The following is a 23,507-nucleotide window of genomic DNA, read 5'->3' on the forward strand; positions in this document are numbered from 1 at the left end:
CCGTGGCGAGAATGAAGTTCTCGGTCAATTACCCGACGCCGATGCACGGCGCCGACCCGGACGCCCTGGTCACCTTCGCCCGGCACGTCGAGGCATGCGGCTTCGAGGGGTTGTACGTACCCGACCACGTCGCGCTGTATCCCGGCGCCCGCATCGGCGGCACCGAGGTGCCGACCACCCTCCCCTTCCCGGACCCGCTCGAGATCCTGACCTTCGTCGCCGCGCACACCGACCGGCTGCTCCTCGGCACCGGCGTCCTGCTGCTCCCGTACCGCCACCCGATCCTGCTGGCCAAGCGCCTCGCCACCCTCGACCTGCTTTCCAAGGGCAGGCTGCGGCTGCTGACCGTCGGCGTCGGCGGGCTGCCGGGCGAGGCGGCGGCGCTCGGCGTCGGCTACGCGACCCGCGGCCGGCGCGCCGACGAAGCGCTCGACGTGCTGCGCCTGCTCTGGTCCGGCGGCCCCGACGGCGTCGAATTCCACGGCGAGTTCTTCGATTTCACCGAGGTGTGCGTCTATCCCAAGCCGTCCACCGCGGAGTTCCCCATCCACATCGGCGGCTCCAGCCCCGCCGCCGCCCGCCGCGCGGGCCGCCGCGGGAACGGCTACTTCACCGGCGGCATCCTCACCCCCGACGAACGCGCCCGCCAGCTCGCTCTCGCCCGATCCGAAGCCGCCGCCGCAGGCCGCGATCCCGCGCGCCTCGAATACACCCGCTGGGGCTCCACCGACCTCACCCCCGGCGACATAGCCGCTCTGACGGCGGAAGGCGTCGACCGCTTAGTGGTCAACGCCTCCCCGAACCCGCTCGACGCCCAGCTCGACGAACTCTCCGCCTTCGCCGAGCTGATCCGTGCTGTCTAGAAGCTCACAACCACGTATCCAACGTCGTGGTGGTGAGAAAGTGCTCGAGATCTGCCCGCCAGGGCGCGGGCACCGTCTTGTCCGGCTCGATGGCGCTGTATTGCCCCCGGTAGAACAGCAACGGCCGCCCCGACTCGCCCACCTCGGCGAGCGAGAGCACCCGTCCGATGACGATCCAGTGGTCCCCGCCGTCGACCACCCGATCCACCGAGCACTCGATGGTCGCGAGCGCATCGTCGAGAACGGGCAGTTCCAAAGAAGAACGGTGCCATGCGGCCCCGGCGAACTTGTCCTGCTCGCGCGACCCGAAGCGGGCACAGAGCTCCCGCTGCTCTTCGGCGAGCACGTTCACCGCGAAACGCCCGCGCTCCTCGATCGCCGCCCAGGACCGCGACGCCTTACCCGGGCAGAACAGAACGAGCGGCGGGTCGAGGGAGAGCGCGGCGAAGGACTGGCAGGCGAAGCCGATCGGGGCCTCGTCCGCACCGAAGGTGGTGATCACGGTGATGCCGGTGCAGAACTGCCCGAGGACGTTCCGGAACGCCCTGCCGTCGATCTCCGGGTATTCGCTCATTGCTCGCGGAACCCGACGGTGAAGTCGTGGCCCCACAGGCTGACGGCGGTGGATTCCCGCGCGATCCAGTCGGTGTCCTCGACTTCCAGCCCCTCGCAGCCGAATTCGATGTCGAAGCCGCCCGGGGTCTTCATGTAGAAGGACAGCATCTTGTCGTTGACGTGCCGCCCGAGCGTGGCCGACATCTTGACCTTCTTGCGCAGCGCGCGGTCCAGCGCGAGCCCGACGTCGTCGGCGTTCTCCACCTCGAGCATGAGGTGCACGATGCCGCTCGGGGTCGGCTGCGGCAGGAAGGCGAGCGAGTGGTGCCTGGGGTTGCAGCCGAGGAAACGCAGCCAGGCGGGTTCGCCGTCGGCGGGGCGGCCGACCATCTGCGGGGGGAGCCGCATGGAGTCGCGCAGCCGGAAGCCGAGGACGTCGCGGTAGAACTCCAGCGCCGCCTTGTCGTCGGAGGTGCTGAGCACGACGTGCCCGAGCCCCTGCTCCTCGGTGACGAAGCGGTGCCCGTACGGGCTGGCCAGCCTGCGGTGCTCCAGCGCGACCCCGTGGAACGCCTCGAGCACGCTGCCGCTCGGGTCCTCGAACCGGATCAGCTCGTAGACCCTGCGGTCGGCCAGTTCGGCGGCGGTGCCCTCCTTGTAGGGCACGCCGGCGGCGTCCAGCCGGGCGCGGATGTCCTGCAGTTCCTCGGCGTTTCCGGTCTCCCAGCCGGAGACCTGCAGGCGGTCCCGCTCGCCGGGCACGATCACCAGGCGGGCCGGGAACTCGTCCATGCGCAGGTAGAGCGAGTTCGGGTCGGTGCCCTTCCCCTCCACCATGCCGAGCACCTTGAGCCCGTACTCGCGCCAGGCGGCGACGTCGGTGGCCTCGATGCGGAGGTAGCCGAGGGAGCGGATGCCCATCACTTCTCCTTCACGCCGGCCAGGAAGTCGATCGCCAACCGGTTGAACTCGTGGAACTTCTCCAGCTGCGCCCAGTGCCCGCAGCCGCCGAAGACGTGCAGCTGCGCCCGCGGAATGGATTTCAGCGCGACCAGCGCGCCGTCCAGCGGGTTCACCCGGTCCTCGCGGCCCCAGATCAGCAGTACCGGCTGGCGCAGCGTGTAGGCGTCGCGCCAGAGCATGCCCTTCTCGAAGTCCGCGCCCGCGAAGGACTTGCCCATCGCGCGGGTGGCGGCCAGCGACTCCGGCTCACTCGCCGAGGCGAAGCGCTCCTCGACCAGCTCGGGGGTGATCAGCTTCTGGTCGAAGACCATGATCCGGAGAAACGCCTCCAGGTTCTCCCTGGTCGGCTCGTAGTTGAACTTGCCGAGCAGCTTGACGCCCTCGGTGGGGTCGGCGGCGAAGAGGTTGGTGCTCAGCCCGCCGGGGCCCATGAGGATGAGCTTGCCCGCCCGCTCCGGGTAATCCAGCGCGAACCGTACCGCGGCGCCGCCGCCGAGCGAATTGCCGAGCAGGTGCACCCGGTCGGTGACGCCGAGGTGGTCGAGCAGGTCCTTCAGCGCGGCCGAGCTGTGCACGAAGTACTGCGGGTGCTCGGTGGGCTTGTCGGACTTGCCGAAGCCGGGCTGGTCCACGGCGAGCACGTGGAACTCCCGCGCCAGCACCGGGATGTTGCGCGCGAAGTTGGACCACGAGGAGGCGCCGGGGCCGCCGCCGTGCAGCAGCACGATGGTCGGGCCGTTGCCCACCCCCGCCTCGTGGTAGTGCAGTTTCAGGTCCGGCCGCACCTGCGCGTACCGGGAGGTGGACTCGTAGGTGAGTTCCGCCGTCGAGGTCACGTGTCTTTCCCCCTACACCATGGCGTCGTTGATCGGCAGCCCGAACTCGTGCGTGCCGAACATCTGGTACGCGCGCTCCGGATCGTTCGCCGCGTGCACCCGGCCCGCGTGCGCGTCGCGCCAGAAGCGCTGCAGCGGCGTGCCGTTGGAGAGCGCGGTGGCGCCCGCGCTCTCGAAGAGCCGGTCGATCGAGGCGATGGCGCGGCCGGTGGCGCGCACCTGGTCGCGGCGGGCCCTGACCCGCAGGTCGAACGGGATCTCCCCGCCCGCCTTCAGGATCGCGTACTCGTCGGCGACATTGCCGGAGAGCTGACGCCAGGCGGCGTCGATGTCGCTGGCCGCCTCGGCGACCCGCACCTTGGCGAACGGATCCTCCTTGGCCTTCTCGCCCGCGTAGGCGGCGCGCACCCGCTTGCCCTGGTGCTCGATGTGCGCCTCGTAGGCGCCGTAGGCCATGCCGACGATCGGCGCCGAGATGGTGGTGGGGTGCACGGTGCCCCACGGCATCCGGTAGACCGGGTCGGTGTTCTGCTCGAGGCCGGGCGCGGTCAGCTCGCTCATCGCGCGGAAGCTGAGGAAGCGGTGCCGCGGCACGAAGACGTCCTCCACCACGACGGTGTTGGAGCCGGTGCCGCGCAGCCCGACCACGTTCCAGACGTCGTCGATGCGGTAGTCGTCGCGCGGGATCAGGAAGGAGCCGAAGTCGACCGGCTTGCCGTCCTTGATCACCGGGCCGCCGAGCACCGCCCAGCTGGCGTGGTCCGAGCCGGAGGACCAGGCCCAGCTGCCCTTGACGATGTAGCCGCCGTCGGTGACCGTGCCGATGCCCATCGGCGCGTACGAGGACGAGATCCTGACCTCGGTGTCCTCGCCCCAGACGTCCTCCTGGGCGCGCTGGTCGAAGAGCGCGAGGTGCCAGTTGTGCACGCCGATGATGCCCGACACCCAGCCGGTGGAGCCGCACGCGCTGGCGATCTTGCGCACGGTGTCGTAGAAGACGACCGGGTCGGCCGCGTGGCCGCCCCACTGCGTCGGCTGTAGCAGCCGGAAGAAACCGGTCTCCTGCAGCGCCTTCACGGACTCGTCCGGAATGCGGCGCAGATCCTCGGCCTCCTGCGCGCGCTCGCGCAGCGTCGGCAACAGTGCTTCGACCCGTTCGGTCACTTCCTGCGTCATGTCCGGACCTGCTCCTGCCTGGTCGATCGGTAACCGGTACTCATCACTCCTGAGACTAGAACAGGTTCTTATTTATGTCGAGAACAGAACCCGGGTGCTGGTCGCCGCTGGGCGAAAGGGGGAGACCTGGGCCGACGCTGGCGCTGCGGCCCACAGTTTTGTAACGTGTTCTAGTAGTGAAGGAGGAGGATTCGCGAATGGCAGACACCTCAACCCGCGGCGGTAAGGTGCGGGAGCTCGACGTCGGCACGGTTCCGACCCGCTACGCGCGGGGCTGGCACTGCCTCGGGCTGGCGAAGAACTTCCGCGACGGCAAGCCGCACGCGGTCCAGGTCTTCGGTACCAAGCTCGTGATCTGGGCCGACGGCGGCGACGAGCTCCGCGTGCTCGATGCCTACTGCAGGCACATGGGCGGCGACCTGAGCATGGGCGAGGTCAAGGGCGACGACATCGCCTGCCCGTTCCACGATTGGCGCTGGTCGGGGACGACCGGCAAGTGCACCGAGATCCCGTACGCGCGGCGCGTGCCGCCGCTGGCGCGGACCCGCAAGTGGACGACGCTGGAGCGCAACGGCCAGCTCTTCGTCTGGCACGACCACGAGGGCAGCCAGCCGCCGGACGACGTCACGATTCCGCACATCGTCGGCCCCTACACCGACGCGGACGGCAACACCACCGAGCAGCTGGACAGCGGCTGGACCGACTGGACCTGGAACTCGATGCTGATCGAGGGCGCCAACTGCCGCGAGATCATCGACAACGTCGTCGACATGGCGCACTTCTACTACATCCACTACGCCTTCCCGACCTACTTCAAGAACGTCTTCGAGGGGCATATCGCCACCCAGTTCCTGGAGACCAAGGGCAGGCCGGACATCGGGATGGCGTCGAAGTACGGCGGCGACACGCTGCTCAAGTCCGAGGCGTCGTACTTCGGCCCCTCGTACATGATCAATCCGCTGGTCAACATCTACAGCGGGTACGAGGTCAAGAGCGTCCTGATCAACTGCCACTACCCGGTGTCGCAGGACTCGTTCATGCTCCAGTGGGGGATCACCCTGCAGAAGCCGGACGGGGTCGAGGGCGCCACCGCGGACAAGCTGGCGGCCAAGATGACCGAGGGCATCAGCGTCGGCTTCCTGCAGGACGTGGAGATCTGGAAGCACAAGTCCAAGGTCGAGAACCCGCTGCTCTGCGAGGAGGACGGGCCGGTCTACCAGCTGCGCCGCTGGTACGACCAGTTCTACGTCGACCTCGCCGACGTCACCGAGAAGATGACCCAGCGCTACGAGTTCGAGGTGGACACCGCCAAGGCGAACGAGTACTGGGAGGCCGAGGTGGCGGAGAACCTGCGCCGCCAGCAGGAGACCGGGCCGCAGGAGGCGAGCGTCTGATGGCCGCCACCTGGGCCAAGGCCCCCGATTTCGCGGACCGGCCGGAGCGGCGGGCCGAGGTGCGGGCCCAGACGGTGGCGGACAAGCGGCGCTATCTCGAGGACGGCCTGACCCCGCTGCGGTGTCAGGCCTGCGGCACCGAGGTCCGGGTGCGCAAGGCCAGCGAGCGGCAGACCTCGATCGAGTGGACCGAGCCGCCGCAGCAGCGGTGCCCGGTGTTCGCCCGGCTGAGCGAAGGCGGGTACGGGCCGGGGCGGCCCGAGGGGTGCGAGAGTCTCGCGAAGACGATCCGGTGGGCGGTCGAAGAGGGCGTGCTCGAGGTGGAGTGACGGCGGTTCGGCTCAGTCCAGCCGGAAATCCGCGAAGTCGAAGCCGGGGGAGACCACGCAGGCGACGAGCACGTGCTGGTCGCCCGCGGGCTTCGCCGCCTGGCTCACCCCGCCGGGGACAACCAGCTGCAACTGCTGCCCGGCCGCGTGATCCGGGCCGAGCAGCACCTCGGTGCCACCGATATCGAGCACGAGCGCACCCCCGCCCTGCCAGAACCACAGCTCGTCCGAGCGGACGGTGTGCGGCGCCGAGCGCTCGCCCGGCATGAGCAGGAACAGGATGGCGGTGGCGGCGGCGCGGTCACCCGGGTAACCGTCGGGGGTGAAACGCACCGGGCTGCGGTAGGTTTCGCGGAACCAGCCGCCCTCGGGGTGCGGGTCGAGATCGAGCGTTTCGGCCAGGGGCGGGCGCATGGATTCCTCTCAGGAGAACGGGGTCTGCGGCCGATCCTGCCGGACGCCGTCGATGACGATGTCCACTTTCTCGTTGTAGAAGCAGAGCAGCCCGGCGACCTTCTGGCTCTCCGGCAGCGGCGTGCGGTAGCCCCAGACGATGTCGCGGTGCTCGATGCCGTCCACCGTGACCGTCCAGTAGTCGGCGGTGCCCTTGTACGGGCAGCTGGTGTGCGTGGCGCTCGGCGTGAGCAGCTCCAGCCGGACGTCGGCGAACGGCAGGTAGTACCGCGGCGGCAGCGAGGTCTCGAAAAGAATACGCGGCGAGCGGGATTCGGCGAGCACGGTGCCGTCCAGCTCGATCCGCACGTGCTTGGAGCTGGCCAGCACGTCCACCCGCTTGTACGGGTCGCGCGGGTGCACGTAGACCGGCTCGTCCTCCTCCAGCCACTCGTCCATCGCCGCCCACTCCAGCCGGACGTGATCCGGGACCGCGGTCCAGCGCAGCGCGGCGCCGGGCGAGCGCACGCCGTCGAGCAGGACGTCGTACCTGGTGCCGGTGCCGAGCAGGTGGTGCGTCTCGGGCGCGCCGGTGGGGACCAGCTCGGCCTTCAGGTCGGCGAGCGGGAGGTAATAGGCGGGGTAGTACGGGATCTCCCAGACCAGCAGCGGGGTGGCGGTGTCCGCGACCGGGCGGCCGGCCAGGAAGGGGCGCACGCGTTTGGGGCTCGGCTCGGAGCGGAGGCTCATGGGCCCGACGCTACTCCCGGATCAGGGCGGGAGTAGCCGGTCCAGCAGGCGGTCCAGCAGCAGCTCGGCGTGCTCCGGGGTGGCGAAGCCGCTCAGCATGCCCTGGGCGAGCCCGCCGACCGCGGCGACCAGGAGCTCGGCGTCCAGCGTGATCGTCTCCATCCGCGCGTCGGTGCCCTTGCGCAGCCGCGCCAGTTGCTGAGCGGCGGCGTCGACCATGTACCGGGCCGGGCCGTTGCCGATGGTGTTCTCGACCTCGGCGCGGCCGAGCTGAGCGGCCTGGAAGGCGCCGAGGATCAGCACCTCGTCGCGGCGGGTGTCGTCCAGCGGGAGCAGCTCGGCGAAGGTGGTGCGCAGGATGTCGCGCGGGGTCGCGTCCGGGCCGAGCGCGGTGAGCCCGGCGCCGAGCCGGGCCCCGGCATCCACCACGACCGCCTGGTGGGTGGCGATCAGGAACTCGCGCTTGGTGCCGAAGTAGTACTGCACCAGCCGCACCGAGATCCCGGCCTCCGCCGCGACGGACTGGAAGGTGGCCGCGGTCAGTCCGTCGCGCGCGATCACCCGGCGGGTGGCGTCGGTGATCTGCTTCCGGCGCTGTTCATGGTCGGCGAGCCGAGGCATTCGTCCACCTTTCCCCGGAAGGCATACGTACGGCGGGACAGCCGATATGATACGACGGTACCACCATGTGTGAGGAGCGGTGATGGCTATCAGAGCGGGGCACTTCGGCAGCGCGAAGGCGCGGGAGAAGTTCGTCGCCGCCTACGGGGCCGCCGAAGCACTGTATCCGATCCCGTGGCGCGATCTCGAGGTGCCGACCTCGTACGGCCCCACCTACGTCCGGAGCTCGGGAGACGGCACCGGCACCCCGCTGGTGCTGATCCACGGCTTCCAGGGCAACAGCCTCATGTGGAGCCCGGTGATCGAGCGGCTCGCCCGCCGCCGCACCGTCTACCTGCCGGACATCATCGGCACGCCGGGCCGCAGCGTGCAGACCGAGCCGATCGTGCACGGCGCCGAGATGGCGCGCTGGCTCGGCGAGGTGCTCACCGGGCTCGAACTGCCGCGCGCGCACCTCGTCGCCTTCTCGCACGGCGGCAGGCTGGCCGGGATGCTCGCCGGGCAGAGCTCCATCCCCGCCAGCCTCACCCTGATCGAACCCGGATCGGTGCTGGTCCCGGTGCGCACCGTGCTGCTGGCTCGCATGGTGCTGGCAGGCATCCGGCCGACATCGGGTCGCACCCGCAGGCTGCTCGCCAAGCTGCAGCCCGGTGTTCCGACCACCCCCGAGGACACCGAGCTCGCCACCGCCGCGATCCGCTTCCGCATGTCGCTGCCGTACGCCCGGGTCCTGGCCGATGCGGATCTCACCGCCATCGCCACCCCCACCCTCGTCCTCTGCGGCGGCGGCACCGTCCTCTACGACCCCGCCGCCGCCGTCACCCGCGCCCGCGCGTTGATCCCGAACGTCGAGACCGAGGTCTTTCCCGAGGTCTCGCACGGCCTGCTCGCCGAAGTCCCGCGCAGCGCCGCCACCCGCCTCCTCCAGTTCACCGCCCTGCACGATCTGCGGGTTCCGCGCGCGACGGCGTAACGGCGGTCAGCCGCCGACGGTGATGGCCTGGGCCTCGGCCACACTGCGCGGCGCCGGTTCGTGCTCGTCGATGTGCGCGAGCGCGCCGCGCCCGGCGTACAGGACTCCGACGGCGGCGGCGGTGAGGGCGGCGCCGAGCCAGAAGGGGAGTGCGGTGTTGTGCTCGCCGAGCTTGCCCGCCAGGTAGGGGGCGGCGGCGCCGCCGGCGAAGCGGACGAAGCTGTAGGCCGCCGATGCGGTGGAGCGCTCGACGGGGGCGGAGATCATGACAGCCTCGGTGATGAGGGTGTTGTTCACGCCGAGGAAGAGCCCGGCGAGCACGGTGCCCGCGATGAGCACCGGCTTGGCGTCGGCGAAGAGCGCCATGACGGCGAGGTCGGCGGCGAAGAGGCCGATGGCGGCGCACATCATGGGCAGGGTGCCGTAGCGGCGCTGCAGCCGGGGAGCGAGGAAGACCGAGGAGACGGCGAGCAGGATGCCCCACCCGCAGAAGGTGAAGCCGATCGCGTAGGTCCCCATGTCCAGCGGGAACGGGGTGTAGGCGAGCAGCGTGAAGAAGCCGAAGTTGTAGAGCAGCGCGGTCAGGCTGACGACCAGCAGGCCGCGGTGGCGCAGCGCGCGGAAGGGGGCGGTGATCGAGGTGCGGTGCTCGGGCTTCGGGCTCTCCGGCAGCAGGACCAGGATGGCGACGAAGGCGACGGCCATGAGCACCGAGACGCCGAAGAACGGCCCGCGCCAGCTGATTCCGCCGAGCACCCCGCCGACCAGCGGCCCGGTGGCGATGCCGATCCCGAGCGCGGCCTCGTACAGGATGATGGCCCGCGCGACCCCGCCGCTGGCCGTGCCGACGATGGTGGCGAGCGCGGTCGCGATGAACAGCGCGTTGCCCAGCGGCGCCGTGGTCACGCGGCATGCCGCACACGGATAATTGTTACATAAGCTAATTATCTGTGTGCGGTGAGGTCGCTCGCCCGGTGCGGGCCGGGCGCCGCGCCGTACCGAAGAGCTGAGCGTCGGCGTGCGCGCGCTTGAAGAACAGGTGCGCGTCGTGCTCCCAGGTGATGGCGATGCCGCCGTGCAGCTGGATGGACTCCGCCGCCACAGTGGAGAAGGCGGCGGTGCTGTGCGTACGCGCCACCCAGACGTCCTCCGCGGTGCTCTCCGACCCCGCCACCAGGGCGGCGGTAGCCGCCTGGACGGTGGACTCCGCCGACTCGACCAGCACGTAGAGATCGGCCATCCGGTGCTTGAGCGCCTGGAAGCTACCGATCGGACGGCCGAACTGCACCCGCGACTTCGAGTACTCGACGGTGCTCTCCAGGCAGCGCGTCGCCGCGCCGACCTGTTCGGCGGCGAGCGCGGTCCAGACGATCTCGCGCAGCCGGACGGGGTCGACATCGCCGATCCGGCGCGCGGTGACCCCGTCGAACTGGACCTCACTCACCCGGCGGGTCGGGTCCATGGTGGCGATGGTGCGGACGGCGGTCGGCTCGGCCTCGTACAGCCCGGAGTCGGTGAGCACCAGGTGGGTGGTCGCGCCCGCGGCGTCGAGCACGTAGTGCGCGGTGCCGTGCAGCACGTCGCCGTCGGCGCGCACGCCGTACGAGTCCCAGCCGCCCGCGTCGGCCCAGCTGACGGCGAGCGTGCGGGTGCCTTCGGCGACCTCGGGGAGCAGCCGGGCGCAGGTGTCGGCATCGCCGGCCAGCAGCAGCGCCTGCACACCCAGCACGGCGGAGCCGAGCATCGGCACCCCGGCCAGGGTGCGGCCGAGTTCGCCGACGACCAGCAGCGATTCGGCGAGCCCCGCGCCGACCCCGCCGTACTCCTCGGGGATGGCGAGCGCGGCGACGCCGATCTGCTCGCAGAGCAGCCGCCAGAGCTTCTCGTCGTAGCCGAGGTCGGTGTCGAGCGCTGCGCGCACCGCGGCGGAGCCCGCGTGCTTGCTGAGCAGGGCCCGTACCGAGGTGCGGAACTCCTTCAGGTCGTCGCTCACTCGGTTCCTCGCAGGGAGTCGGCGATCCGCGATCGGTGGAAATCGGCGGTGCCCCACGCGCTCCGCAGCGCCCTGACCCGGGTGATCCAGAGCGAGAGGTCGTACTCGGCGGTGTAGCCGATGGCGCCGTGCACCTGCAGCGCCACCCGCGACGCCAGGTACGCGGCGTCCGCGCTGGTGAGCAGCGCCGCCGAGACATCGCGCCCGCGAGTCGGCTCGGCGGTGGTGAGCGCGGCGCGCAGCACCAGCGGCTCGGCCAGGTCGAGCGCGATGAGCACATCCGCGAGCTGCTGCTTGACCGCCTGGAAGCTGCCGATCGGCGCGCCGAACTGCTTGCGCTGCTTGGCGTACTCCGTGGTGGCGTGGAGCAGGGCTTTGCCCGCGCCGAGCAGCAGCGCGGCGGCGGCGAGCGCACCGTGGTCGAAGCCCGCGGCGATGGCCGTGCGCACCTCCTCGCCCTCGGTGAGCACCTCGCCGGGCTCGACCCGGAAGAGCCTGCGCGCGGGGTCGAGCGAGCGCACCGCCTCGCCGACGGTGGCGCGGCTCAGCCGCGGCCCGTCGGCGACGAGCACGGTGCCAGCGGTGTCGGCGTCGAGCGCGAGTGGTTCGCCGAAGGCGATGGTGCCGAGCGCGCCCTCCGCGAGCCCGGGCAGGATGTCGCCCGCCACGGTGGAGTCCGGCAGTGCCTGGAGCAGCGCGGGAATGGCGGCGGCCGTCTCGACCAGCGGGCCGGGCGCGGCGGCCCGGCCGATCTCCTGGAAGGCGACGAGCAGGTCGACCGGCTCGGCGCCGAGCCCGCCGTGCTCCTCGGTGATCGCGAGGCCGAGCACTCCGGCGTCGGCCAGGCCGCGCACCAGCGCGAGCCCGGGGCCGGTGTCGCCCGCGGCCCAACTCCGGACGGCGGCCGGGGTGCGGCCCGCCTCGAGGAGTTTGCGCACGCTGGCCCCGAAATCGGTCTGCTCCGGGCTGAGCGCGAATCTCATCGGCTCCCTCTCGGTAGTCCGAGCAGCCGCTCGGCGATGATGTTGCGCTGGATCTCGTTGGTGCCCGCGTAGATCGGGCCCGAGATGGCGAAGAGGTAGCCGTCGGTCCACGGCCCCGCCTGCTCGGCGGCCCCGCCGAGGACGTCGAGCGCGGTCTCGTGCATGGCCACGTCCAGCTCGGACCAGAACACCTTGGTGATCGAGGACTCGGCCCCGAGCTTGCCGCCATCGGCCAGCCGGGTCACCGTGCCGAAGGTGTGCAGCCGGTATGCCTCGGCCCCGATCCAGGCGTCGACCACGGCATCGCGCTGCGCGGTGTTCGCGCGGTCGCCCGCGGTGCGCCACAGCTCGAGCAGCCGTTCGGCGGTCGCGGTGAAGCGGCCCGGGCTGCGCAGTGAGAGCCCGCGCTCGTTGCTCGAGGTGCTCATGGCGACCCGCCAGCCCTCGTGCGGCGGGCCGATCACGTCGGCGTCCGGCACGAAGACCTCGTCCAGGAAGATCTCCGCGAACCCGGCCTCGCCGTCCAGCTGCGGGATCGGCCGCACCGAGACGCCGTCGGCGTCGAGCGGGAACATGACGTAGGTCAGCCCGCGGTGCCGCTCGGCCGCCGGGTCGCTGCGGAAGAGCCCGAAGGCGCGGTCGGCGAAGGAGGCGCGGGAGCTCCAGGTCTTCTGGCCGCTGAGCAGCCAGCCGCCGTCGGTGCGCGTGGCGGTCGAGCGGATACCGGCCAGGTCGCTGCCTGCCTCCGGCTCCGACCAGGCCTGCGCCCAGATGTCGTCGCCGCGGGCCATCCGGGGCAGGATGCGGTCCAGCTGCTCCGGGGTGCCGTGCTCGAAGAGCGTCGGGGCCAGCAGGAAGATGCCGTTCTGGGCGACCCGGCCCGGCGCGCCCGCGGCGTAGTACTCCTGCTCGAAGAGGACCCACTCCAGGAGGGAGGCGTCCCGGCCGCCGTGCTCGTGCGGCCAGGAAACCACGGAGAATCTGGCCTCGGCCAGGGTGTGCTCCCACTCGCGGTGCGCCTCGAAGCCCTCGGCGGTGTCCATCGATGGCAGCGGGGTGCGCGGCGCCGACTCGGCCAGGAATTCCCTGACCTCGTTCTGGAAGGCGCGCGCGGATTCGTCCAGATCCAGATCCATCAGGATTTCCCGTTCTCGGTCGCGGTGTCGCGCATCGAGCGGGCGTTCATCCCGCCCAGCGAATCCGCCCCGACCTCGGCATTGTGCGCGTGCGCGAAGTGGTGCAGCCCGAAGACCGAGTCCATGCCGGTGCGCATGCCCATCAGATCCTCGGCCTGGTTCACCGCCTTCTTGGTCAGCGCCAACCCGAACTGCGGCATCTGCGCGATCTTCTCGGCCAGCGCAGTCACCTCGGCCTCCAGCTCGGCGCGGGGAACCACCCGGTTCACCATGCCCCACTCCTTGGCCTGCGCCGCGCCGAAGCGATCGCCGGTGAAGAGGAACTCCTTGGCGGCGCGCGGGCCGATCATCCACGGGTGCGCGAAGTACTCGACGCCGGGAATGCCCATGCGCACGACCGGATCGGAGAAGAACGCGTCGTCCGAGGCGACGATGAGGTCGCAGACCCAGGCCAGCATCAGCCCGCCCGCGATGCAGGCGCCCTGCACCTGCGCGATCATCGGCTTGGGGATCTCCCGCCAGCGCCTGCACATGCCCAGGTAGACCTCGGACTCGCGGGCGAAGCGCTGGTCGCCGCCGGTGCGGTCGACGTGGTCCCACCAGAGCACGGCCTTGTTGTCGTAGTGCACGTGGTGGTCCCGGCCCGGCGTCCCGATGTCGTGCCCGGCGCTGAAGTGCTTGCCGTTGCCCGCCAGCACGATCACGGTGACCTCGGCGTCCTCGACCGCGCGCTGGAAGGCGGCGTCGAGCGCGTAGGTCATCACCGAGTTCTGCGCGTTGCGGTAGTCCGGCCGGTTCATCGTGACGACCGCGATCGGGCCCCGGCGCTCGTAGGTGACCACCTCGCCCTCGTCGGGCACACCCTCAGCGGACATCAGGAAATCTCCTCACGTAGACGACGTTTCAGCACCTTGCCTGCGGCGCTGTAGGGCAGCTGGTCGCGGAATTCGACGAAGCGCGGCACCTTGAAGTTGGCCAGCGTGCCGGTGGCGTGCGACAGCACCTGCTCCTCGGTGAGCCGCGCACCGGCCTTGCGCACCACGTACGCCTTGCCGACCTCGCCCATCCGCGGGTCGGGCACGCCGACCACCGCGGACTCCGCGACCCCGTCCAGCCGGGCGAGCACCTGCTCGATCTCGGCCGGGTAGACGTTGAAGCCGCCGCAGATGTACATGTCCTTGAGCCGGTCGGTGATCTTCAGGTAGCCGCGCGCGTCGACCACCCCGATGTCGCCGGTGTGCAGCCAGCCGTCGGCGTCGATCGCCTCGGCGGTGGCGTCGGGATCGTCCAGGTAGCCGAGCATGACGTTCGGGCCGCGCAGCAGCACCTCGCCGGAATCGGCCAGCCGCAGCTCGAAATCGGCGATCGGGCGGCCGCAGGTGCCGGAGATGGTGGCCGGGTCGTCGTCCGGGCGGCACATGGTGCCGAACCCCGCCGCCTCGGAGAGGCCGTACGCGGTGAGCACCACCTCGAAGGCCAGCTCGTCGCGCATCCGCTCGATCAGCACCACCGGGACGGTGGCCGCGCCGGTCACCGCGACCCGCAGCGTGCTCAGGTCGAACTGCGCGCGGTCCGGGAAGTCGAGGATGGTCTGGTAGATGGTCGGCGGGCCCGGGAGCACGGAGATCTTCTCTTCGCTGACCAGCCGCATCGCCTGGGGCACGTCGAACACGGCCTGCGGCACGATGGTCGCGCCGGTGAGGACGCAGGCGAGGATGCCCGCCTTGTAGCCGAAGTTGTGGAAGAACGGGCTGATGATCAGGTAGTTGTCGGCCTGGCGCAGGGTCGCGCACTCGACCCAGCCGCGCACCACGTCGAGCGCCTGCCGGTGCGCCACCAGCGTGCCCTTGCTGCGGCCGGTGGTGCCGGAGGTGAAGAGGATGTCGGCGATGTCGTCCGGGGTGACGGCGTCGGCGCGGGCCTCGACCTCCGCGCGCGGGGTCTGCTCCGCGAGCCCGGTGAGGTCGTCCCAGTGCAGCGCCCCGCCGGCGGCCGAGCGCGCGTTCTCCGGGTCGACCGGGATCACCACGACCGACGGGATGTGGAGCTGCGGCGCCTCCGCGCGCAGCTCGGCCAGCCGGTCCCGGCCGAGGAACGGCCCGGCGACGAAGAGCGCGGCCGCGTGCACGCGTTCCAGCACGTCCGCCGCCTCTGCCGCGACGTACCTGGTGTTCAGCGGGACCAGGGCGGCTCCCGCGTACTGCGCCCCGAGCGCGGCCGCCACCCAGTGGTGGGTGTTCGGCGCCCACATGGCGACCCGATCGCCCGGCCGGACCCCGCGCGCGATCAGCGCACCGGCCACCCGGCGCACGTCGTCGAGCAGGTCGTCCCAGCCGAGCCGCACCGAGCCGTCGGCGACGGCCGGGGCGGCGCCGAAGTCGGCCGCGGCCGCCCTGAGCGCCGCCGGAATGGTCTGAGCAGGGGTGCTCACGAATATCCTCACCGTCGCAGCTACAAAGCAAGTGCTTGGTAGGTTACCCTAGCGTCGTGGGTGCGATCCAGACCTCAGAATCCGGCACGGCGGGCAGCGGCGGGGCCGATTCCGGCGATGCCGCCTTCGCCCGCGAGGTGCGCGAGTGGCTCGCCGACAATCTGGCCGGCGAGTTCAGCGGGTTGCGCGGGCTCGGCGGCCCCGGCCGCGAGCACGAGGCCTTCGACGAGCGGCTCGCCTGGGACCGGCATCTCGCCGCCGCGGGCTGGACCTGCCTCGGCTGGCCGGAGCAGTACGGCGGCCGGGATGCGAGCGTGCGCAGGCAGGTGATCTTCCACGAGGAGTACGCGAAGGCGAACGCGCCCGCGCGGGTCTCGCACGTGGGGGAGGAGCTGCTCGGCCCGACGCTGCTCGCCTTCGGCACCGAGGAGCAGAAGCAGCGCTTCCTGCCCGGGGTCAGGAACGTCACCGAGCTCTGGTGCCAGGGCTACTCCGAGCCCGGCGCCGGCTCCGACCTCGCCGCGGTGAGCACCGCCGCGCAGCTAGACGGCGACGAGTGGTCGATCACCGGCCAGAAGATCTGGACCTCGCTGGCGCACGTGGCCGACTGGTGCTTCGTGGTCGCCCGCACCGAGAAGGGCTCCAGCAGGCACAAGGGCCTCTCCTACCTGCTCGTTCCCATGGATCAGCCGGGGATCGAGGTGCGCCCGATCATCCAGCTCACCGGGAGCTCGGAGTTCAACGAGGTCTTCTTCGACGATGCCCGCACCGCCGCCGACCTGGTGGTCGGCGAGCCGGGGCAGGGCTGGCGGGTGGCCATGGGCACGCTCGCCGTCGAGCGCGGGATCTCGACGCTGGGCCAGCAGATCCGCTTCGAGCGGGAGCTGGCCTCCATCGAGGAGCTGGCGCAGCGCTCCGGGGCGGACGGCGATCCGGCCATCGCGGCCAGGATCGATGATGCCTGGGTCGGGCTGCGGGTGCTGCGCGCGCACGCGCTGCGCACCATGGGCGAGAGCGGCGACGAGGGTGGCCAGGCCTCGGTGGGCAAGCTGCTGTGGGCCAACTGGCACCGCTCGCTCGGCGAACTGGCGATGGCCGTGCGCGGCCCCGCCGGGCTGCTCGCCGCCGACGACCTGGACGAATGGCAGCGGCTGTACCTGTTCACCCGCGCCGACACGATCTACGGAGGTTCGAACGAAGTGCAGCGCAACATCATCGCCGAGCGGGTGCTCGGACTTCCCCGCGAGGCCCGGCCGTGAGCGACGGGCGCGAAGGGACCGCGGGGCCGCTCTCGGTCGCACCGGAACCGGTTGCCGGGCACGGTCTGCTGACCGGGCGCAAGGCCGTGGTCACCGCGGCGGCCGGCACCGGGATCGGCTCGGCGACCGCACGCAGGCTCCTCTCCGAGGGTGCCGACGTGGTGGTCTCCGACTGGCATGAACGCAGGCTCGGCGAGACCAGGACCGCGCTGGCCGAGGAGTTCCCGGAGCGCACGATCGGCGCCGTCGTCTGCGACGTGCAGAGCACCGAGCAGGTCGACGCCCTGATCACCGGCGCCGCAGCCGAACTCGGCCGGATCGACATCCTGGTCAACAATGCCGGGCTCGGCGGCGAGACCCCGGTGGTCGACATGGACGACGCCCAGTGGGACCGCGTCCTCGACATCACCCTGAACGGCACTTTCCGCTGCACCCGTGCCGCCCTGCGCTACTTCCGCCAGGCCGGGCACGGCGGCGTGATCGTGAACAATGCCAGCGTGCTCGGCTGGCGCGCGCAGTACGGCCAGGCGCACTACGCCGCGGCCAAGGCCGGCGTCATGGCGCTGACCAGGTGCAGCGCGGTCGAGGCCGCCGAGCTCGGCGTGCGGATCAACGCCGTCTCGCCGAGCATCGCCAGGCACGCCTTCCTGGACAAGACCAGCTCCTCCGAACTGCTCGACCGCCTCTCCGAGCGCGAGGCGTTCGGCCGGGCTGCCGAGCCATGGGAGGTCGCCGCCACCATCGCCATGCTGGCCAGCGATTACACCAGCTACCTGACCGGCGAGGTGGTCTCGGTCAGCAGCCAGCGGGCATGATGAACCGGGTGACCGCTCCCGACGCCGCGAAGCCGAACCGGCGCGCCGAACTGCTCGCGCTCGCCGCCGGACTCTTCGCCGAGCGCGGGCTGCGGGCCACCACCGTCCGCGATATCGCCGACTCCGCGGGCATCCTCTCCGGAAGCCTCTACCACCACTTCGATTCCAAGGAATCCATGGTGGACGAGATCCTGCGCGGCTTCCTGGACGACCTCTTCGGCCGGTACCGGGAGATCGTCGGCGCCGGGCTCGGCTCGCGGGACACCCTGGAGGCGCTGGTCCTCAGCTCCTACGAATCGTTCGACCGCTTCCACGCCGCGGTCGCCATCTACCAGACCGAGGCCAAGCGGCTCCGCGATTCCGAGCGCTTCGCCTACATCGAGGAGTACAACCGCGAGTTCCGCGAGCTCTGGCACCAGGTACTGACGGCGGGCGTCGCCGACGGCACCTTCCGCGCCGAGCTGGACGTGGAACTCGCGTACCGATTCCTGCGCGACACCGTCTGGGTTGCGGTCCGGTGGTATCGCCCGGGCGGCCCGGTCACGGTCGAGAACCTCGCCAAGCAGTATCTGACCATCGTGCTCGACGGGCTCACCGCCCCCGGGCACAGCTAGGAGTTCCGATGTCCGCACCCCGCCGCGCCCTCGATGCCTATGTCGTGGACGCCGTCCGCACCCCCGTCGGCAAGCGCAATGGCGCGCTCGCCCAGGTGCACCCCGCCGACCTCGGCGCCACCGTGCTGCGCGGCCTGCTCGACCGCAACCCCGTCGACCCGGCGCTGGTCGATGACGTGATCGTCGGCTGCGTCGACAATGTCGGCCCGCAGGCGGGCAATATCGGCCGCACCATGTGGCTCACCGCCGGCTACCCGGAGGAGGTGCCGGGGGTCACCGTCGACCGGCAGTGCGGCTCCAGCCAGCAGGCCATCAACTTCGGCGCCCAGGCCATCATGAGCGGCACCGCCGAGCTGATCGTGGCGGGTGGCGTGCAGAACATGAGCGCCATCCCGATCTCCGCCGCCATGCTCGCGGGCAAGGAGTACGGCTTCGACTCGCCGTTCGTCGGCGCCAAGGGCTGGGACGACCGCTACGGCACCGACGAGGTCTCGCAGTTCCGCGGCGCCCAGCTGATCGCCGAGAAGTGGGGCATCAGCAGGCAGGACATGGAGCAGTGGGCCCTCCGCTCGCACGAGCGCGCCCGCGACGCCATCAAGAACGGCCGCTTCGACAACGAGATCGTCCCCGTCGGCGACTTCCGCGTCGACCAGGGCCCGCGCGAGACCACCCTGGAGAAGATGGCCTCTCTTCCGGCGCTCGCCGAGGGCAGCCCGCTCACCGCGGCCGTCGCCAGCCAGATCTCCGACGGTGCCAGCGCCACCCTGCTCGCCTCGGAGTGGGCGGTCCAGGAGTACGGGCTGAAGCCGCGCGCCCGCATCCACCACGTTTCCGCCCGCGGCGCCGACCCGATCTTCATGCTCACCGCGCCGATTCCGGCCACCAAGTGGGCGCTGGAGAAGACCGGGCTGACCATCGATGACATCGATGTGGTCGAGATCAACGAGGCGTTCGCACCCGTGGTGCTGGCGTGGTTGAAGGAGACCGGGGCCGACCCGGACAAGGTGAATGCCAACGGCGGCGCCATTGCGCTCGGGCACCCGCTCGGCGCCACCGGGGCCAAGCTGTTCGCCACGCTGCTCAATGAGTTGGAGCGGCGGAACGGGCGCTACGGGCTGCTCACCATCTGCGAGGGTGGTGGCACCGCTAACGCCACCATCATCGAGCGGTTGTAGACCGAAGGAGCATGCGCGGTCGCCGAACCGGCCGCGCATGCCGGCTCATTGCCAACCAGCTCACCTGAACGAACCGCGCTAGCCTCGGTATATGGCTGCCCAGCTCGGGGAACTGCTGCGGTCGGTGCGGGTGCGCCGCGGCATGACGCAACGTGAGCTGGCCGCTGCGGCCGGGATCTCGCTGTCGCTGGTCCGCAAGGTCGAACAGGGCGAGCGCACCAGCGCACGCATGGACACCCTGCGACGCTTCGCGGTGGCTCTGAACTGCCCACTGACCGCACTGCTCGGGCCTGAACCCGCACCATCCGAGGACGTAGCGGCCGCGGAGATCTGGACGCCAACGCGGGATGCCCTGGCAGCGCTCGGCCCCGGCACCGAACCGGCAGCGCATCCAGGCATGGAATCGGTCCTGGCCTACGCCACCCGGCTCTACCACGACAACGAATACGAGCAGCTGGCCAGCGTGCTTCCGCCCCTGATCGAGGACAGCGGCACCGCCACGCCCCTCATCCGCTCGAGGGTGCTGCAACTTGCCGGCTCGGCGATGGTGCAGACCCGCCAGCACAGCGCTGCCCGCATCGCCCTGGATCGGTCCGTCGCCGACGCGGAGTCGACCGGCGACGAACTCGACGCGGCATCGGCGGTGATCACTCAGTGCTGGCTACTGCTGGTGGAGCGGCGATTCGACGCGGTGCGCCGGTTGGCTGCGGAATGGGCAGACCGCATCGAACCGCGCATGTCGACGGCAACGACCCGTGAGCTGTCGACCTGGGGGTGGTTGCTGCTTCGCGGGTCCGCCGCGGCCATTCGCGACAACCGGCCGGATGAAGCCGACGACATGATGCGGCTCGCCCGCGCCGGGGCGGTCGCCGTGCGCCGTGAACCGTGCCCCTACCACCAGTACTGGACGACTTTCGACACCGCCGTGGTCGACATGAAGCGCGTCGAGAACGCCGTGGTGGACGACCGGCCGGACCTGGCGCTGCGGCTCGCCCGGCAGATCCCCCCCGACTTGCGCCCGACCTCGGACAACCGGAACCGTCATCTTTTGGACGTGGCGGCAGCCCACCTCGAACTTCGTTCCTATGACGCTGCTTTCGACGTCCTGATCAAGCTTTCGAACGATGCGCGCCCCTGGCTTGTGGAGCAGCGCCTGGCGCGCGACATTCTCGGACGCATCATCGGGAGGCGGCGCACCCTCACGCGCGAGATGCGCGAAATGGCCGATGCCATTCATCTCGAATACTGATCTGTTTCAGCTGATTCAGTGCTTCGTGGCACTTCACCGACCAAGCCGCCGAGAGTGCCATAGCGAGCGGACATGCGTCGTTGGGAGTCTTCTGACGGCCCCGCCGCCGGGTTGACCGGACATCTCGATCACCGAGTTCCCCAGCGGCGGGCGCCTCCCGAATAAACCAGTGGAAGGCGCATGTCGGCACATGATTGATGCATCGATGCCGCTACCTCGGAGCAGGGGCGGCGCGCGTGGTCCGGTTGGATAACCGTTGGCTCGATTGCAAGTACAGTCCCGACTCTCTGACCGCCGCAGAAGCCCAGATGATCACCGGCTGGCATCGGCACCCACCCGGTGACACCTGCGTTCTGCAGATCGCAGCCCTCGCCTACATGTCCGAGCCGGCCTCGGGCGACGAGTGGGAGTGATCGTGGAGATGCATATTTCGATCATCTACCCGACGGGCGCGACTTTCGAGTATCGGATCACCCACACTGCGGCAGAAAAATTCCGGAGCGAACTTGCACGATGGGCGCCGGAGGCGCGGGTGATCATCGACGATCAAGTCGCCGAGGGGCTTGTTGAAATCCCCTGTGCATCACTGTGGGAACTCTGATGTGCTGCCCGCCAGCAGGTCCGCGATGGTGAGCGCCTCGGGCAAGGTCCACGTCGCCCCCTCTTCGGCGAGCAGCCCCTCCCACGAGGGTGCTCCGGCGCCCGCGCGGCTCGCGGAATCAGAGCGGACCTGCAGCGCGAGCGTGCCGATCCGGAGAAGAACCGGGACGTTCAGGTGCCTGGCCGCGACAGCGGTCCCACCGGCGACAGCCGCTGCGGCCGTTTTCGACACGCTGATGGCCCCAGCCGCGGCGTGTGCGGCCAGCAGCATCTCGGAGCGTTTTGCCGCCGCGCCGGATGACAGCTGCGCGGTGCCCGTCGACCGATAGGCCGCGAGGTGCGTGTGGGTTCGGATGACGACCTCGGTCGCGAGAACGCCGAGCCCGGGTGTCAGGATTCCGGAGCGGAGATTCAGGCCGCCTGCGTACGCGTCGTGGGCGAACTTGCGCAGGGTCGGGTCCGGCATCTCGCAGAGCAGGGTCCAGCCGGGGAGCGGGAGGCTCATCGGGGTGACGAAGTCGGCAGCCAAGTGTTTGAGCAGCAGCGCGACCGCGAGATGCGGCTCGGACGCCTGCGCGAACGGCAGCCCGGAGCGGGTGGTCGTCGCCAGGCCGGTCATGCGCCTGCCCTCCTCCCACCAGGTCCCCTCGAACGTTCCGGTGCGGATCTGGTTCAGGGCGGTGCAGAACCGGCCGATGTCGTGGCCCGCGGATTTGACCCGATGGGTCGGGCCGCCGAATTTCGGTCCGGTGTAGTCGATGGGGAGCCGGGCGGTTTCCCGCTCCCACCGGCGCAGTAGATCGCTCTTCTTCAGCTGGGCCAGGCCGCCGAGCACGGCGGCGTCCACCCGGTGGTCGTAGAGGTTGGCGAGTGCGCCCAGCAGGCCGGAGATCCCGACGACCAGCAGATCGCCACGCTCCCACTGCAGCCGCTGGGCGGCCCGCCATTCGTCGAGCTGTGCGAGCGCGACCGGGTCGAGGAGATCGGCGATCTCGACTTCGCTTTCGCGTCGTTGCCGGTGGTGTTCGGTGAGTTCGGCGTAGCCGAGTTCGAGCGGCGCGCTCGCGAGCCGTTGCCGCACCGAGTTGTCGATCGGCTCGTCCGAAAGTGCCGCCGCGGCGAGCTGCTCGATGGCGTCGAGATCGCGGGTGAGGACGTCCAGGTTGCCGATGTAGTCGTCGTCGACGACGCTCACGTCGTCTCCTCGAGATCGTCGGCGAGGCTGGAAACGCCTTCTGCCAGGTTCTCGACGGTCTTCTTCTCGTCCGTGAGCTCGTCCAGCTCGGCGATCAAGGTCTTGAGCTCGTCGTCCTCGGGGCCGGTGACGCGCTCCTTGAGCCGGTCGGCGACCCCGCGGAACCGGGCGACGCGATCCTCCGCCGCGACCCGCTGCACCCGCTCCGCGTCCAGCTCCGACTGCTTGGTCTCGACCTGCGCCCGGAGCTTGTCGATGTGCTCGGCGAGCGCCGCGACGGTCTTGCCGAGGTTCGTGACCCGCTCGCGCAGGCTGACGATCACGGCCTTCGCCGCCTCTTCGTCGCCGTCCACATCGCGGAGCACGAGCTGGGTCACCACGTGCAGCCGGACGGCATCGGCGGCGATCCGCGCCGCGGTGAGCCCGGCGGCCTTCCCCGCGAGCGTGACCATCCCTGCCCCCGCCGCACCACTGACACCGGTGATCAGCGCGGCGCCACCGGCCATGCCGAGACCGCCTGCGGCGATGGAGCCGCCGCCGAGCGCCGCCAGCCCCGCGGTCGTGGCGACCGCGCCCGAATAGCCGAGCACCAATGCGCCGTACGCCCCGGCGATGGCCGGTGCGGCGAGACCGCCGGTCAGCACGCCGAGCCCGAGGCCTGCCCCCGCGAGGAGCGCGTACTTGGTCCAGTTGCCCGATGTGGACAGCTTCTTGATCGCGTGCCGGTAGGCGTTCTCCACCGCCTCGAGATCCTCAGGATGAAGCGCGCTCATCGAAGCGTGCGCGGCACTCAGGGTTTCGGCGCGAGCGGCCTTCTCCCACTTGCCCTCCACCCACGGCTCGAAGCCGTAGAGGTCGATGAGCAGAAGCAGGGCCCTGGATCGCCGCGCCACGACCGAGGAGATCTCCGGCCCGGCGGATTCGAGCGCCTCGAAATTCGGAGCGGTGTCGTCCGCGCTGATCCGGTGCACCACCTCGGCCACCGCGGGGGACCAGTCCCGATGACGCCCCGCGAAGGCCGCGGCGGCCGCGGTGCGGAAGGCATTCCGGACTTCGCGCTTGGCGGGCAGATGTTTGCCCTTGGAGGCCGCGATGTCGCGCTGCATCATCCGGTACTGCCAGGCGGTGAGGACGAAGTCCTCGTCGGACGAGAGTTCGAGCTTCTTCTGCACCTGCACCGCGTTCATGCGCCAGAGAGTAGCGG

At 70.5% G+C, this 23,507-nt stretch carries 24 protein-coding genes and 1 pseudogene; 10 read left to right on the forward strand and 15 right to left on the reverse strand.

What is annotated here, in order from left to right; all coding sequences use genetic code 11:
- Positions 1–11 precede the first annotated feature (11 nt).
- Positions 12–863 carry a TIGR03619 family F420-dependent LLM class oxidoreductase gene (locus ACFO0B_RS19800; protein ID WP_378614008.1) on the forward strand — a complete coding sequence of 284 codons (852 nt, stop codon included), beginning with the start codon at positions 12–14 and terminating at the stop codon, positions 861–863.
- A gap of 4 nt (positions 864–867) precedes the next feature.
- On the opposite strand, the gene hsaB is transcribed toward ACFO0B_RS19800, so the two are convergent.
- Genes hsaB through hsaA form a run of 4 tightly spaced genes read right to left on the reverse strand, consistent with a single transcriptional unit; the run spans position 868 to position 4,393 of the window.
- Entirely contained in the window at positions 868–1,437 is a 570-nt protein-coding gene (hsaB, locus tag ACFO0B_RS19805) for a 3-hydroxy-9,10-secoandrosta-1,3,5(10)-triene-9,17-dione monooxygenase reductase subunit (protein ID WP_378614009.1), read from the reverse strand.
- A complete protein-coding gene (hsaC, locus tag ACFO0B_RS19810; RefSeq protein WP_378614010.1) occupies positions 1,434–2,339 on the reverse strand; it encodes an iron-dependent extradiol dioxygenase HsaC in 906 nt (301 codons plus the stop codon). Before hsaC ends, hsaB begins: the two co-directional genes overlap by 4 nt.
- Complete coding sequence (gene hsaD / locus ACFO0B_RS19815; RefSeq protein ID WP_378614011.1) at positions 2,339–3,217, reverse strand: 4,5:9,10-diseco-3-hydroxy-5,9,17-trioxoandrosta-1(10),2-diene-4-oate hydrolase; 879 nt, start codon at positions 3,215–3,217, stop codon at positions 2,339–2,341. The genes hsaC and hsaD overlap by 1 nt, the downstream gene beginning before the upstream one ends.
- 12 nt (positions 3,218–3,229) lie before the next feature.
- Positions 3,230–4,393, reverse strand: a complete 1,164-nt coding sequence (gene hsaA / locus ACFO0B_RS19820) for a 3-hydroxy-9,10-secoandrosta-1,3,5(10)-triene-9,17-dione monooxygenase oxygenase subunit (RefSeq protein WP_378614012.1) — start codon at positions 4,391–4,393, stop codon at positions 3,230–3,232.
- 197 nt (positions 4,394–4,590) lie between these two features.
- Here hsaA and ACFO0B_RS19825 point away from each other — a divergent pair, with 197 nt between their 5' ends.
- On the forward strand, positions 4,591–5,787 hold the full coding sequence (locus tag ACFO0B_RS19825; protein ID WP_378614013.1) for a Rieske 2Fe-2S domain-containing protein: 1,197 nt from the start codon (positions 4,591–4,593) through the stop codon (positions 5,785–5,787).
- A complete protein-coding gene (locus ACFO0B_RS19830; protein WP_378614014.1) occupies positions 5,787–6,116 on the forward strand; it encodes a hypothetical protein in 330 nt (109 codons plus the stop codon). Before ACFO0B_RS19825 ends, ACFO0B_RS19830 begins: the two co-directional genes overlap by 1 nt.
- Positions 6,117–6,128: 12 nt before the next feature.
- On the opposite strand, the gene ACFO0B_RS19835 is transcribed toward ACFO0B_RS19830, so the two are convergent.
- From ACFO0B_RS19835 to ACFO0B_RS19845, 3 genes are read right to left on the reverse strand one after another with little or no spacing between them, the layout of a single operon-like run.
- Entirely contained in the window at positions 6,129–6,530 is a 402-nt protein-coding gene (locus tag ACFO0B_RS19835) for a cupin domain-containing protein (protein WP_378614015.1), read from the reverse strand.
- Positions 6,531–6,539: 9 nt separating this feature from the next.
- Positions 6,540–7,259, reverse strand: coding sequence for a DUF427 domain-containing protein (locus tag ACFO0B_RS19840; RefSeq protein ID WP_378614016.1), 720 nt, complete (start codon positions 7,257–7,259; stop codon positions 6,540–6,542).
- Between the two features lie 21 nt (positions 7,260–7,280).
- Positions 7,281–7,880: a TetR/AcrR family transcriptional regulator gene (locus ACFO0B_RS19845; RefSeq protein WP_378614017.1), complete on the reverse strand. Its 600-nt coding sequence runs from the start codon at positions 7,878–7,880 to the stop codon at positions 7,281–7,283.
- 82 nt (positions 7,881–7,962) lie between these two features.
- Here ACFO0B_RS19845 and ACFO0B_RS19850 point away from each other — a divergent pair, with 82 nt between their 5' ends.
- Positions 7,963–8,853, forward strand: a complete 891-nt coding sequence (locus ACFO0B_RS19850) for an alpha/beta fold hydrolase (protein WP_378614018.1) — start codon at positions 7,963–7,965, stop codon at positions 8,851–8,853.
- Between the two features lie 6 nt (positions 8,854–8,859).
- Here ACFO0B_RS19850 and ACFO0B_RS19855 read toward each other — a convergent pair.
- From ACFO0B_RS19855 to ACFO0B_RS19880, 6 genes and pseudogenes are all read right to left on the reverse strand, one after another.
- A pseudogene (locus ACFO0B_RS19855) lies at positions 8,860–9,744 on the reverse strand (MFS transporter); the annotation flags it as partial.
- Positions 9,745–9,793: 49 nt separating this feature from the next.
- Positions 9,794–10,846: an acyl-CoA dehydrogenase family protein gene (locus ACFO0B_RS19860; protein WP_378614019.1), complete on the reverse strand. Its 1,053-nt coding sequence runs from the start codon at positions 10,844–10,846 to the stop codon at positions 9,794–9,796.
- Positions 10,843–11,829, reverse strand: coding sequence for an acyl-CoA dehydrogenase family protein (locus ACFO0B_RS19865; RefSeq protein ID WP_378614020.1), 987 nt, complete (start codon positions 11,827–11,829; stop codon positions 10,843–10,845). The genes ACFO0B_RS19860 and ACFO0B_RS19865 overlap by 4 nt, the downstream gene beginning before the upstream one ends.
- A complete protein-coding gene (locus ACFO0B_RS19870) occupies positions 11,826–12,965 on the reverse strand; it encodes an acyl-CoA dehydrogenase family protein (protein WP_378614021.1) in 1,140 nt (379 codons plus the stop codon). The genes ACFO0B_RS19865 and ACFO0B_RS19870 overlap by 4 nt, the downstream gene beginning before the upstream one ends.
- Entirely contained in the window at positions 12,965–13,840 is an 876-nt protein-coding gene (locus ACFO0B_RS19875; protein ID WP_378614022.1) for an enoyl-CoA hydratase, read from the reverse strand. The genes ACFO0B_RS19870 and ACFO0B_RS19875 overlap by 1 nt, the downstream gene beginning before the upstream one ends.
- Positions 13,840–15,396 (reverse strand): FadD3 family acyl-CoA ligase, encoded by a 1,557-nt coding sequence (locus ACFO0B_RS19880; RefSeq protein ID WP_378614023.1) that lies wholly within the window; start codon positions 15,394–15,396, stop codon positions 13,840–13,842. The genes ACFO0B_RS19875 and ACFO0B_RS19880 overlap by 1 nt, the downstream gene beginning before the upstream one ends.
- A 56-nt stretch (positions 15,397–15,452) precedes the next feature.
- Between ACFO0B_RS19880 and ACFO0B_RS19885 the strand changes: the two genes are divergently transcribed.
- The 6 genes from ACFO0B_RS19885 to ACFO0B_RS19910 all read left to right on the forward strand — a co-directional run bounded on the left by ACFO0B_RS19885 (position 15,453) and on the right by ACFO0B_RS19910 (position 21,109).
- Positions 15,453–16,655: an acyl-CoA dehydrogenase family protein gene (locus tag ACFO0B_RS19885; protein ID WP_378614024.1), complete on the forward strand. Its 1,203-nt coding sequence runs from the start codon at positions 15,453–15,455 to the stop codon at positions 16,653–16,655.
- On the forward strand, positions 16,652–17,470 hold the full coding sequence (locus ACFO0B_RS19890) for an SDR family oxidoreductase (protein ID WP_378614025.1): 819 nt from the start codon (positions 16,652–16,654) through the stop codon (positions 17,468–17,470). The genes ACFO0B_RS19885 and ACFO0B_RS19890 overlap by 4 nt, the downstream gene beginning before the upstream one ends.
- Positions 17,470–18,084, forward strand: coding sequence for a TetR/AcrR family transcriptional regulator (locus tag ACFO0B_RS19895; protein WP_378614561.1), 615 nt, complete (start codon positions 17,470–17,472; stop codon positions 18,082–18,084). Before ACFO0B_RS19890 ends, ACFO0B_RS19895 begins: the two co-directional genes overlap by 1 nt.
- An 8-nt stretch (positions 18,085–18,092) precedes the next feature.
- A complete protein-coding gene (locus ACFO0B_RS19900) occupies positions 18,093–19,259 on the forward strand; it encodes an acetyl-CoA C-acetyltransferase (RefSeq protein ID WP_378614026.1) in 1,167 nt (388 codons plus the stop codon).
- A gap of 91 nt (positions 19,260–19,350) precedes the next feature.
- On the forward strand, positions 19,351–20,508 hold the full coding sequence (locus tag ACFO0B_RS19905) for a helix-turn-helix domain-containing protein (RefSeq protein ID WP_378614027.1): 1,158 nt from the start codon (positions 19,351–19,353) through the stop codon (positions 20,506–20,508).
- Between the two features lie 409 nt (positions 20,509–20,917).
- On the forward strand, positions 20,918–21,109 hold the full coding sequence (locus ACFO0B_RS19910; protein WP_378614028.1) for a hypothetical protein: 192 nt from the start codon (positions 20,918–20,920) through the stop codon (positions 21,107–21,109).
- On the opposite strand, the gene ACFO0B_RS19915 is transcribed toward ACFO0B_RS19910, so the two are convergent.
- A complete protein-coding gene (locus ACFO0B_RS19915) occupies positions 21,092–22,303 on the reverse strand; it encodes a hypothetical protein (RefSeq protein ID WP_378614029.1) in 1,212 nt (403 codons plus the stop codon). The genes ACFO0B_RS19910 and ACFO0B_RS19915 overlap by 18 nt on opposite strands.
- The gene (locus ACFO0B_RS19920) at positions 22,300–23,490 is read right to left on the reverse strand and encodes a hypothetical protein (RefSeq protein WP_378614030.1); all 1,191 of its coding nucleotides are present in this window, start codon (positions 23,488–23,490) and stop codon (positions 22,300–22,302) included. Before ACFO0B_RS19920 ends, ACFO0B_RS19915 begins: the two co-directional genes overlap by 4 nt.
- Positions 23,491–23,507 lie beyond the last annotated feature (17 nt).

Origin of the sequence: Nocardia jiangsuensis (genome assembly GCF_042650385.1) — a bacterium.
GTDB lineage: Bacteria > Actinomycetota > Actinomycetes > Mycobacteriales > Mycobacteriaceae > Nocardia > Nocardia jiangsuensis.

What these genes read in the sequence shown, in the direction of transcription:
- ACFO0B_RS19800 (WP_378614008.1), top strand. Translation starts at nt 12, where the DNA reads ATGAAGTTCTCGGTCAATTACCCGACGCCGATGCACGGCGCCGACCCG.
- hsaB (WP_378614009.1), bottom strand. Translation starts at nt 1,437, where the DNA reads ATGAGCGAATACCCGGAGATCGACGGCAGGGCGTTCCGGAACGTCCTC.
- hsaC (WP_378614010.1), bottom strand. Translation starts at nt 2,339, where the DNA reads ATGGGCATCCGCTCCCTCGGCTACCTCCGCATCGAGGCCACCGACGTC.
- hsaA (WP_378614012.1), bottom strand. Translation starts at nt 4,393, where the DNA reads ATGACGCAGGAAGTGACCGAACGGGTCGAAGCACTGTTGCCGACGCTG.
- ACFO0B_RS19825 (WP_378614013.1), top strand. Translation starts at nt 4,591, where the DNA reads ATGGCAGACACCTCAACCCGCGGCGGTAAGGTGCGGGAGCTCGACGTC.
- ACFO0B_RS19830 (WP_378614014.1), top strand. Translation starts at nt 5,787, where the DNA reads ATGGCCGCCACCTGGGCCAAGGCCCCCGATTTCGCGGACCGGCCGGAG.
- ACFO0B_RS19835 (WP_378614015.1), bottom strand. Translation starts at nt 6,530, where the DNA reads ATGCGCCCGCCCCTGGCCGAAACGCTCGATCTCGACCCGCACCCCGAG.
- ACFO0B_RS19840 (WP_378614016.1), bottom strand. Translation starts at nt 7,259, where the DNA reads ATGAGCCTCCGCTCCGAGCCGAGCCCCAAACGCGTGCGCCCCTTCCTG.
- ACFO0B_RS19845 (WP_378614017.1), bottom strand. Translation starts at nt 7,880, where the DNA reads ATGCCTCGGCTCGCCGACCATGAACAGCGCCGGAAGCAGATCACCGAC.
- ACFO0B_RS19850 (WP_378614018.1), top strand. Translation starts at nt 7,963, where the DNA reads ATGGCTATCAGAGCGGGGCACTTCGGCAGCGCGAAGGCGCGGGAGAAG.
- ACFO0B_RS19865 (WP_378614020.1), bottom strand. Translation starts at nt 11,829, where the DNA reads ATGAGATTCGCGCTCAGCCCGGAGCAGACCGATTTCGGGGCCAGCGTG.
- ACFO0B_RS19870 (WP_378614021.1), bottom strand. Translation starts at nt 12,965, where the DNA reads ATGGATCTGGATCTGGACGAATCCGCGCGCGCCTTCCAGAACGAGGTC.
- ACFO0B_RS19875 (WP_378614022.1), bottom strand. Translation starts at nt 13,840, where the DNA reads ATGTCCGCTGAGGGTGTGCCCGACGAGGGCGAGGTGGTCACCTACGAG.
- ACFO0B_RS19895 (WP_378614561.1), top strand. Translation starts at nt 17,470, where the DNA reads ATGAACCGGGTGACCGCTCCCGACGCCGCGAAGCCGAACCGGCGCGCC.
- ACFO0B_RS19900 (WP_378614026.1), top strand. Translation starts at nt 18,093, where the DNA reads ATGTCCGCACCCCGCCGCGCCCTCGATGCCTATGTCGTGGACGCCGTC.
- ACFO0B_RS19905 (WP_378614027.1), top strand. Translation starts at nt 19,351, where the DNA reads ATGGCTGCCCAGCTCGGGGAACTGCTGCGGTCGGTGCGGGTGCGCCGC.
- ACFO0B_RS19920 (WP_378614030.1), bottom strand. Translation starts at nt 23,490, where the DNA reads ATGAACGCGGTGCAGGTGCAGAAGAAGCTCGAACTCTCGTCCGACGAG.